At 46.2% G+C, this 8,692-nt stretch carries 10 protein-coding genes; 9 read left to right on the forward strand and 1 reads right to left on the reverse strand.

Annotated elements, in window-relative coordinates:
- The 7 genes from QTO00_RS09985 to QTO00_RS10015 all read left to right on the forward strand — a co-directional run.
- Nucleotides 1–1,262 (forward strand): RluA family pseudouridine synthase (locus QTO00_RS09985; RefSeq protein ID WP_331424622.1); only part of this gene is annotated, 1,262 nt, incomplete at its 5' end.
- Nucleotides 1,263–1,406: 144 nt separating this feature from the next.
- Complete coding sequence (locus tag QTO00_RS09990) at nt 1,407–1,871, forward strand: OsmC family protein (RefSeq protein WP_331424623.1); 465 nt, start codon at nt 1,407–1,409, stop codon at nt 1,869–1,871.
- A 6-nt stretch (nt 1,872–1,877) separates the two neighbouring features.
- A complete protein-coding gene (locus tag QTO00_RS09995) occupies nt 1,878–2,330 on the forward strand; it encodes a hypothetical protein (RefSeq protein ID WP_331424624.1) in 453 nt (150 codons plus the stop codon).
- Between the two features lie 73 nt (nt 2,331–2,403).
- The gene (locus QTO00_RS10000) at nt 2,404–3,600 is read left to right on the forward strand and encodes a DEAD/DEAH box helicase (protein ID WP_331424626.1); all 1,197 of its coding nucleotides are present in this window, start codon (nt 2,404–2,406) and stop codon (nt 3,598–3,600) included.
- On the forward strand, nt 3,601–3,915 hold the full coding sequence (gene yqfB, locus QTO00_RS10005; RefSeq protein WP_331424627.1) for a N(4)-acetylcytidine aminohydrolase: 315 nt from the start codon (nt 3,601–3,603) through the stop codon (nt 3,913–3,915).
- Nucleotides 3,916–4,110: 195 nt separating this feature from the next.
- A complete protein-coding gene (locus QTO00_RS10010; RefSeq protein ID WP_331424628.1) occupies nt 4,111–4,695 on the forward strand; it encodes a TetR/AcrR family transcriptional regulator in 585 nt (194 codons plus the stop codon).
- Between the two features lie 86 nt (nt 4,696–4,781).
- Nucleotides 4,782–5,813, forward strand: coding sequence for an NADP-dependent oxidoreductase (locus QTO00_RS10015; RefSeq protein WP_331424630.1), 1,032 nt, complete (start codon nt 4,782–4,784; stop codon nt 5,811–5,813).
- Nucleotides 5,814–6,039: 226 nt separating this feature from the next.
- On the opposite strand, the gene QTO00_RS10020 is transcribed toward QTO00_RS10015, so the two are convergent.
- On the reverse strand, nt 6,040–6,918 hold the full coding sequence (locus QTO00_RS10020) for an NAD(P)-dependent oxidoreductase (RefSeq protein ID WP_331424632.1): 879 nt from the start codon (nt 6,916–6,918) through the stop codon (nt 6,040–6,042).
- Nucleotides 6,919–7,054: 136 nt separating this feature from the next.
- Here QTO00_RS10020 and QTO00_RS10025 point away from each other — a divergent pair, with 136 nt between their 5' ends.
- Both QTO00_RS10025 and yghU read left to right on the forward strand, forming a co-directional pair.
- Nucleotides 7,055–7,705, forward strand: a complete 651-nt coding sequence (locus QTO00_RS10025; RefSeq protein WP_331424634.1) for an HAD family hydrolase — start codon at nt 7,055–7,057, stop codon at nt 7,703–7,705.
- 165 nt (nt 7,706–7,870) lie between these two features.
- Nucleotides 7,871–8,692, forward strand: an 822-nt coding sequence (gene yghU / locus QTO00_RS10030; RefSeq protein WP_331424635.1) for a glutathione-dependent disulfide-bond oxidoreductase, incomplete at its 3' end; no start/stop codon positions are given.

Below are 8,692 nucleotides of genomic sequence, written 5' to 3' on the forward strand. Positions count from 1 at the left end.
AGCTTAAAGAGACGTTAAACCAACTAGAATCTGACTATTCGCTTGCTGAGCAACAACAGCGAGATGCAATAATTCAAGGTCGTGCAGAGCGCAAAAAGCAACGCCGCCTCGGTGAAGAGACGCTCAACACCAATGAACTTGACAAGTTGCTCGTCGAACTCAGCAAACAGAGTGTGGCCGAGAAAAACGTACTCAAGTATTTAAAGCTCGAGTGGGAAGAGAAAATTGCTCAAGTCAAAACTGAGCTCGATAAACTCACCTCTGAGCTCGATGCACTTAAAGAGCAACGCAAACAACTCTCGAATGCACTGCAAAACAAGCTATTTGAGCAGTATTGCTTTTTGAATATTCGCGGTGAGCTGCGGTCGCTTAACTCGATTTTTGCTCCAACCACTTCACCGACTCCACCAGCAGGTGCAGGTGAATGTGCCGCGCCAAAACTGCTTCACTATGCGTTTAAACATGGCTACAAGCCGATCGCTATGGCTGAGTTCTGGTGGGGAGTGTCTCCGAAGTCTGAAATCCGTCAACACACACAGTACTACCCTTCTTGCAACAGCAAATGCAAACCGATTTTAGGCCATATGCTTGAAGGTATGTTGGTTGACGACAACCCATTGGAAGAGAACTGGGCGGAAGATAAAGAGCTAGAGATTCTGTTCGAAGATGAAACCATGGTTGTGGTTAATAAGCCTTCGGGTCTATTGTCAGTGCCTGGCAAAACCATTACTGACTCTGCCTATACTCGACTTCATGCTCGATATCCCGATGTCGAGGGCCCTTTCGTCATCCATCGTCTTGATATGGCCACATCTGGGTTACTCGTATTTGCCCTAACAAAGCGCGCTAATAAAAGTCTACAAAAGCAGTTTATCTCCCGTAGCGTACAAAAACGTTACGTTGCCTTGCTTGAAGGTACGGTTTCTCAATCGAGTGGCGATATCGATCTACCCATGCGTGGCGATCCAGTCGACCGACCACGTCAGTTGGTCTGTTTTGAACATGGCAAGCCAGCACAAACTCATTGGCAAGAGATCGCTCAAACTGATGGCAGAAGTAAGCTCTACTTGTACCCAAAAACCGGACGCACCCACCAGTTGCGCGTCCATTGTGCGCATCATCTGGGGCTTAACTTACCTATGGTCGGCGACGCTTTATACGGCGTAAAAGCAGACCGACTGCATCTACACGCTGAGCGACTTGAGCTTCAACACCCATACAGTGGCAAAGCAATGACATTCCAAGTTGACGCTGAGTTTTAATGTCTATGTTTTGAGAGTGGATTGCGTGTCTATCAAACTTAGACAAAATTCACTCTTGAGACTGACCTCCCTTTTTCCTCACACTAGCCTCGTATTCAATGGCTTAACTCCGTAGCATGTCAGTGACAATTACGGAGGGTTTGTATGTCTATCTATTCTACATTAGTGAAATGGCATCGTGGCGAAAACGAGGCTTTCAGCGACAATCAATATAGCCGTGGCCACACATGGGAATTTGATGGCGGCGTATGCGTGCCAGCGTCCGCTTCTCCCCATGTGGTTCCGCTACCTTATTCTGTCGAAGAAAACGTTGATCCTGAAGAGGCGTTCATCGCATCGATCTCCAGTTGCCACATGCTGACTTTTCTTGGCATCGCCGCGAAGAAACGCTATGTGATTGATAGCTACATCGACCATGCTGAGGGAATAATGGAAGAAGACACTAACGGTAAAACCTCAGTAACTAAGGTGACGCTAAAGCCTGTGATTGTCTTTTCAGGTAATAAACCAAGCAGAACTCAACTCGAAAAGCTTCACCACCTTGCTCATGAACACTGCTTTATCGCCAATTCGGTCAAGACTGAAATCACCACAGAGATCATTGAGTAACCTTAAATGAAAAAAACAGTACTTGTCGCGAGCACACTTGCTTTTGGGTTGTTTGTCATTGTGGGTCAACAGAAAGGGCTGTTTGGTTCTAACAATCCTGAATCCTTTCCTAAACGACCAAGCCAACCAGATTTCGTCGTTTCTAAGCAGTTTGACGGTGAGTGGATAGGAAGACGCATTGATGCCAGTGGTAACAACATGTGCGAGCGAACCACTATTACCGGCACTATCAAAGACGGATTAGCCAAGTTGACTCTCACCTACAATGGCACCTCACTCAAAGGCTGGGTGGCAGAGGAAGATGGCAACCTTAGACTGTACGCAACTAACCGACAATGGGACTATCGATTCAGTGGTACTGCCAATCGAAATAAAATCCAAGGTAAATGGCACTTAACCAATGGTCCATGCATAGGGACATGGTATTTAGAGCAAGTTGAGCGGCAGAAACAAAGCTGAGTATCGCCACTCTTTCTGTTACACTCTGCGTCAATTATACGGGTAACGAACCGACTAGATACAGAGTGTAAACATGTCATTCTCAAAACTTGGCTTAAGCCAGCCTATCACTGATGCGATTTCTAAGCTTGGTTACGACAAGCCGACCAACATCCAAACCAAAGCGATCCCTGTCATTCTCGAAGGCCAAGACCTTATAGCGGCGGCACAAACAGGCACGGGTAAGACTGCCAGCTTTGTACTGCCAATCTTAGAGAAACTGGCACAGGGAGAAACTCAGCGTAAGAAGCGCGTTCGTGCCCTGATTCTAGCTCCAACTCGTGAGCTAGCGATGCAAGTCGATCAAAAAGTGAAAGACTATAGCAAGCACCTCAATCTTACTTCATTGGCTATGTACGGTGGCGTTGATGAACAAGCGCAAAAACAAGCCGTGATTGACGGCGTCGATATTCTGGTAGCGACGCCAGGACGTCTACTCGACATGTATGGCAAACGCGCGGTTTACTTTGAAGAGATCGAAGTATTAGTGCTCGATGAAGCTGACCGAATGCTGGATATGGGCTTTATCGAAGACATCAACAAAATCCTCGATCGTCTGCCAACCGATATTCAACACCTACTGTTTTCAGCAACGCTATCTAACAAGGTTCGCGATCTCGCTAAAACTGCTGTTTACGATCCTTACGAGATCTCTATCGCTGCCAACCAGGCGTCTAAAAAGAACATCGAGCAGTGGCTAATTACCGTCGACAAAGATAAAAAATCGGCACTACTAAGCCACCTAATTAAAGAGAATGATTGGGACCAAGCACTGATCTTTATCGAAACAAAACATGGTGCTGCAAAGCTTGCGACTCAGCTTGAAAAGCGCGGCATTGTCGCTGAAGCCTTCCATAGTGGTCGTAGCCAAGCTGTGCGCGCAAAACTGTTAGAAGACTTCAAAGCAGGAAACATCAAATACATGATTGCCACAGGCGTTGGTGCTCGTGGTATTGATATTGAAGGCTTAACACGAGTAGTCAACTACGACCTTCCCTTCCCTGCCGATGAATACGTTCACCGTATTGGTCGTACCGGTCGCGCGGATGCACAAGGTGAAGCGATCTCTTTTGTCTCAAAAGATAATTTCAAAAACCTATGTATGATCGAATCACGTTTAGGTCACTTAATTGAGCGTCGTGAAGTGGAAGGATTCGAGCCACGTAAACCTGTGCCAATCTCTATTTTGAACTATGTACCTAAACATAAACGTCAGCAACAGGAGCAGTAAATGGAAGCGCCGAGTAAGATTACCTTCTTTGAATTTCTGACGCCTTTAGTCGCGTCGGGTAAGAAAACCATCACGATTAGGGATGAGTCCGAGTCTCACTATGTACCGGGAACCACGGTAGAGGTGTTTACCTTAGAAACCGACCAAAAGGTATGTGAAGTAAAAATCCTATCAGTGAAACCACTCCATTTTGATGAGATAAATGAGTTCCACGCTGAGCAAGAGTACATTGAGTTGCCAAAGCTTAAAAAGCTCATTCGTGAAATCTATCCAAATACAGACACTCTATTTGAAATCAGCTACCAACTGGTGTAATTCATTGTGGGTCGCTTGGACTTTCTGCCTAGCGACCTAACCTAAAACCGACTTTGGTTCACAAAGCACTTATCCATTGCAGTACTTGTAATCTCAATACTCATCAACAAGCATTACATCGGATCTCACCTCCGTTAAATGTCATCCGCCGCAAACCAACTAGACGACTGGTCTAATTTAATTTATAGTACCGCTATGAATATGAAAACAAACGATACTCGTCAACACATACTCGATGTAGGTTATGAGTTAGTAGTGAACAAGGGCTTCACTGCGGTAGGTCTTTCGCAATTGCTCAAGGCAGCTGACGTACCAAAAGGTTCCTTTTACCACTACTTCAAGTCTAAAGAGCAGTTTGGCGAAACGCTGATCGAAGATTACTTTAGAACTTATCTTGCCCGCATAAACGTGTTGTTTAGCAATACGGATATCGATGGCTACCAAAGGCTAATTGGTTACTTCTCTCGTTGGTTAGCGACTGAAAATGGTGTGTGTAATGCCAATCGCTGCCTGGTTGTGAAGCTTAGCGCTGAAGTGTCTGATCTTTCAGAGCCGATGCGACTCGCCCTCGCTAACGGCGCTAACAAAATTATCGCTTCCCTTGCCCAGTGTATTGAAGTGGGCATCAAAGACGGTTCAATTTCTGTCGCAGATGCACAAGCCACAGCAACACAGCTATACCAACAGTGGTTAGGGGCGAGCTTGCTCAACAAACTGGTTCAAGACAACACGCATCTGGAACAGAGTTTAAGCAAAACCAAAGCCATACTTAACCCTTAATTGTCCAATTCCCGTCGCGCTCAACAGCTACGGGAATTTTTTAAAACAACAACTAGACGACTGGTCTAATAAAAGGAATAACTACCATGACTAACCCAGTAAACCGACGCATTGTCCTCGCTTCTCGCCCAGTGGGCGCACCTGTCGCTGACAATTTTCGTTTAGAAGAGTCAACTAAGCCGACACCAAAGCAAGGTGAAGTCCTGCTTCGTAGTGTCTACCTCTCACTTGACCCGTACATGCGTGGCCGTATGAGCGATGCGAAGTCATATGCCGATCCCGTGGCACTTGATGAGGTAATGGTGGGTGGTACCGTTTGTCAGGTTGAAGCTTCTAACCATCCCGACTTTGAAGTTGGTGAATGGGTGCTTGGCTTTACTGGTTGGCAAGACTACGGCATTTCAAACGGTGAAGGCCTGATCAAAATGGGTAAGAGCCCTAGCTATCCTTCTTACGCTTTAGGCGTGATGGGCATGCCTGGTTTCACCGCTTATATGGGGCTACTTGATATTGGCCAGCCGAAGCAAGGAGATACTCTCGTGGTTGCCGCTGCAACAGGTGCGGTAGGCTCCATGGTTGGCCAGATCGGTAAACTTAAAGGGTGCCGAGTTATCGGCGTTGCTGGTGGAGAAGAGAAATGTCTCTACGCTAAAGAGCAGCTTGGCTTTGATGAGTGTATTGACCATAAAGCCGATAATTTTGCTGAGCAACTGGCACAGGCTTGTGACAAAGGGATCGACGTCTACTTCGAAAATGTTGGTGGTAAAGTATTTGATGCGGTGATGCCACTTCTCAACACAGGGGCGCGTATCCCTCTTTGTGGTTTGATTTCACAATACAACGCAACATCACTTCCGGATGGACCAGACAGGATGTCTATGCTGATGGCACAACTGCTAATCAAACGCATCAAGATGCAAGGTTTCATTATCTTTGATGACTATGCACACCGCTACAACGAGTTCGCACAACAGATGGGCCAGTGGCTGGCTGAGGGTAAGATTCACTACCGTGAGCACTTAGTCGATGGCCTGGAACAAGCACCGGAAGCCTTCATCGGTCTTTTAGAAGGTAAAAACTTCGGCAAACTCGTTGTACAGACCAATCAACCTCTATAGCTATAGCGGTAATTTCTGCCTCTCGCTTACTCACTGGAATCCTACGACCGAGCGATGACTTGGAAAAACGACTAAATCTAAGCTAAGTTTAAAAGAACACCAAATAAGAAGTGAGGTGCATATTGTACCTCACTATTGGTTTCAGCCTAAATCACGATTAGGGAGAAAACGTTATGGTAGGTTTCGATTTCTTTAAACTGTTTGATACCAAAGAGCTGTTCATCTATTACTGATTTTTCACGACAGCTTTAATCAAAACAGAGGTATCCATACGGCCCAATCCGTCTTGTTGGAGCTCACCGTACTGCTGGTCGACTTTCTTGGTCAGCGGCAGTTCAAGGCCAACACGCTCCGCCTCTTTCAAACAGAAGCCAAGATCTTTACGCATCCAATCAATCGCAAAACCAAAATCAAACTTATCTTGTGACATTGTCACGGCTCGATTTTCCATTTGCCACGAACCTGCGGCACCATGCTTAAGGGTGTCGACCACCTGCTCGATATCCAGACCAGATTTCTGCGCTAGTAACAGTGCTTCACTTAAACCTTGCAAAATGCCACCAATACAAATTTGGTTAACCATCTTACAGCGCTGACCTTGACCGTTTTCACCCAGCAGCGATATCTGCTTAGAATAGACATCCATCACGGGGGCAACTTGATCAAAAAGAGTTTGCTCTCCGCCACACATCACAGTCAAAACACCGTTTTCTGCTCCCGCCTGACCACCAGACACTGGCGCATCAATAAAGTGACACCCGTTTTCCTTAGCCGCTTGCGCAAGTTCGATAGCCAACTCAGCTGAGGTTGTCGTATGATCTACAAGAATCGCGCCCTGCTTTAAGCCTGCAAGAATCCCGTTGTCTCCATACACTACACTGCGAACATCGTCATCATTACCGACACAAACAAAAACAATGTCACTGCCTTGGGCCGCTTGCTTTGGCGTTTCACACGCCTGACCTTGATAGTCTACAGCCCACTGATCTGCTTTTGCTGGTGTACGGTTGAAGACTTTCGTCGCATGCCCTGCTTTACTGAGATACCCAGCCATTGGGTAACCCATAACTCCTAGTCCTATAAAGGCAACGTTGCACTGGCTCATCCTTAACTCCTCGTTATAATTGTGTGTCTGACTAGACAGTCTACTAAACTAACCCGCTGAGTTTCACTAGTTTTTTACTATCTGGTTATTGTATGCCAGAATGTGTTTCCGCTCTGATATGGTTTAAGTTGTACCTATGAAATTTCAAGCTGCCATCTTTGACATGGATGGACTACTACTCGATACCGAACGTGTGTGCATGCGCGTGTTCAAACAGGCATGTGAGGCCATTAACCTACCGTTTTATGAAGATATCTATTTAACTATCATTGGTAGAAACGCTGCTGGTATAGAAGCCATTTTTCGCAAAACCTATGGTGATGACCACGACAAACTCCATGCTGAGTGGCGTAAAAACTACAACGCCATCGTTAAGCATCAGGCTATCCCGGTAAAAAAAGGCGTGATCGAACTACTGGAGTGGTTAAAGGTCAAAAACGTCCCCATTGCAGTTGCGACTTCGACACACAGAGAAATAGCAAAGGTTAAGCTTGAGTTGGCTGGTCTAGCGAAGTATTTCGATAGCCTCACTTGCGGCTGTGAAGTGAAGCATGGAAAGCCGGACCCAGAGATTTACCTACTTGCGGCTCAACGCATGGGAATAGAAGCAAAGGACTGTTTAGCGTTTGAAGACTCCAACAACGGTGTAATAAGCGCAGTCGGAGCCAACATGACCACCTTCCAAATCCCAGACTTAGTCGCTCCATGCGAAGAGGTCAGCGCGCTAGGTCACCATATTCACCCTTCTCTAACTGATGTACTTGAGTACCTCAAAGCCAAGAAATAACTATATTCGGGCTTACTCGCTAAGCCCCTTTGCTCCTCTTCTTATACTCATAGCCGATTTCCAATAACCAGTTGTTCTAATGAAAAATTCCTCAAGGGCTTTTTATCTGAGCGTAGCGTCCCAACGTCTATAATTGCCGGATAACAATCTGAAAAAGGAATAATAATGACAAACCAATACGTACCGCCAAAAGTTTGGAAAAACGAACCAAGCTCAGGTAACCAGTGGGCCAACATTAATCGCCCAGACTCAGGTGCCAGATTCGAAAGAGAGTTACCAGTAGGCGTGCATCCACTGCAACTGTATTCGCTTGGTACACCTAACGGTCAAAAAGTAACGATCATGCTTGAAGAGCTACTGGCACTTGGGATCAGCGAAGCAGAATACGACGCACACCTTATCAAAATTGGTGACTCAGACCAGTTTTCCTCAGGCTTTGTTGACATAAACCCTAACTCCAAAATCCCCGCTTTAGTGGATAAGTCAGGTAGTGAACACGTTAATGTATTTGAATCCGCATCAATACTGGTTCATCTCGCAGAGAAATTTGGAAAGTTCTTACCTTCAAGCGGCCCTTCTCGAACTCAAACCTTTAACTGGTTATTCTGGGCGCAAGGTTCAGCGCCTTTCCTTGGCGGTGGCTTCGGTCATTTTTACGCTTATGCTGACGAAAAACAAGAGTACCCAATTAACCGTTTTGCTATGGAAGCGAAGCGCCAGCTAGACGTTCTCGATAAACAACTTGCTAAATCTGAGTATGTGGCTGGAGACGAGTACACCATCGCGGATATGGCGATTTGGCCTTGGTACGGTAACTTGGTACTAGGTAAGCTATATGATGCCGCAGAGTTCCTGCTAGTCGACAGTTACGAAAACGTGGTGCGTTGGGCCAAGCAGATCGAGTCTCGCCAGGCGGTTCAACGAGGTCGCGTGGTAAATCGTCCATTTGGAGAAGAGTGGGAGCAGGTACTCGAAAGACACAGTGCT

The sequence above is a fragment of the Vibrio sp. M260118 genome, from assembly GCF_036533755.1.
Classification (GTDB): domain Bacteria; phylum Pseudomonadota; class Gammaproteobacteria; order Enterobacterales; family Vibrionaceae; genus Vibrio.

What these genes read in the sequence shown, in the direction of transcription:
- QTO00_RS10000 (WP_331424626.1), top strand. Translation starts at nt 2,404, where the DNA reads ATGTCATTCTCAAAACTTGGCTTAAGCCAGCCTATCACTGATGCGATT.
- yqfB (WP_331424627.1), top strand. Translation starts at nt 3,601, where the DNA reads ATGGAAGCGCCGAGTAAGATTACCTTCTTTGAATTTCTGACGCCTTTA.
- QTO00_RS09990 (WP_331424623.1), top strand. Translation starts at nt 1,407, where the DNA reads ATGTCTATCTATTCTACATTAGTGAAATGGCATCGTGGCGAAAACGAG.
- QTO00_RS10020 (WP_331424632.1), bottom strand. Translation starts at nt 6,918, where the DNA reads ATGAGCCAGTGCAACGTTGCCTTTATAGGACTAGGAGTTATGGGTTAC.
- QTO00_RS10010 (WP_331424628.1), top strand. Translation starts at nt 4,111, where the DNA reads ATGAATATGAAAACAAACGATACTCGTCAACACATACTCGATGTAGGT.
- QTO00_RS10025 (WP_331424634.1), top strand. Translation starts at nt 7,055, where the DNA reads ATGAAATTTCAAGCTGCCATCTTTGACATGGATGGACTACTACTCGAT.
- QTO00_RS10015 (WP_331424630.1), top strand. Translation starts at nt 4,782, where the DNA reads ATGACTAACCCAGTAAACCGACGCATTGTCCTCGCTTCTCGCCCAGTG.
- QTO00_RS09995 (WP_331424624.1), top strand. Translation starts at nt 1,878, where the DNA reads ATGAAAAAAACAGTACTTGTCGCGAGCACACTTGCTTTTGGGTTGTTT.